This window comes from Mesorhizobium sp. M7A.F.Ca.CA.004.04.2.1, from assembly GCF_004022825.1.
In the GTDB taxonomy this organism is placed as follows: domain Bacteria; phylum Pseudomonadota; class Alphaproteobacteria; order Rhizobiales; family Rhizobiaceae; genus Mesorhizobium.
The window spans coordinates 1-681 of the sequence record NZ_RZPH01001630.1; the positions used below are offsets into that span (position 1 = coordinate 1).

Sequence of the window (681 nt, forward strand, 5' to 3'; positions counted from 1 at the left end):
CCCCAGAAGGCAGCCCCCAAGGCCGCAGCCGCGAAAACCGCAGCCCCCGCGAAGGCGGCGGCAAAGGCTCCAGTAGCAGCCGCGAAGGCCGCCCCGGCCAAGGCGGCAGCACCGGCGAAGGCCGCCGCTGCCAAGACATCGGCAGTGGCCAGCAAGGCAACCGGCGTTGTCGGCAAGGTTCGCCAGGTCATCGGCGCCGTTGTCGACGTGCAGTTCGGCGATCACCTGCCGGCGATCCTGAACGCGCTCGAGACGACCAATGTCGGCAACCGCCTGGTGCTCGAAGTTGCCCAGCATCTGGGTGAAAACACCGTGCGCTGCATCGCCATGGACTCGACCGAAGGTCTGGTTCGCGGCCAGGAAGTGCGTGACACCGGCGCGCCGATCACCGTGCCGGTCGGCCCGGGCATGCTCGGCCGCATCATCAACGTCATCGGCGAGCCGGTCGACGAAGAAGGCCCGGTCGACGCGACCGAAATGCGCTCCATCCACCAGCCGGCTCCCACCTATGTCGAGCAGTCGACGGAAGCACAGATCCTGATCACGGGCATCAAGGTGCTCGACCTCTTGGCCCCCTACGCCAAGGGCGGCAAGATCGGCCTGTTCGGCGGCGCCGGCGTCGGCAAGACCGTGCTGATCCAGGAACTGATCAACAACATCGCCAAGGCGCATGGCGGCTAT

At 67.1% G+C, this 681-nt stretch carries 1 pseudogene; it reads left to right on the forward strand.

What is annotated here, in order from left to right:
• Positions 1-681 (forward strand): annotated as a pseudogene (locus EN893_RS36595) (F0F1 ATP synthase subunit beta); the annotation flags it as partial.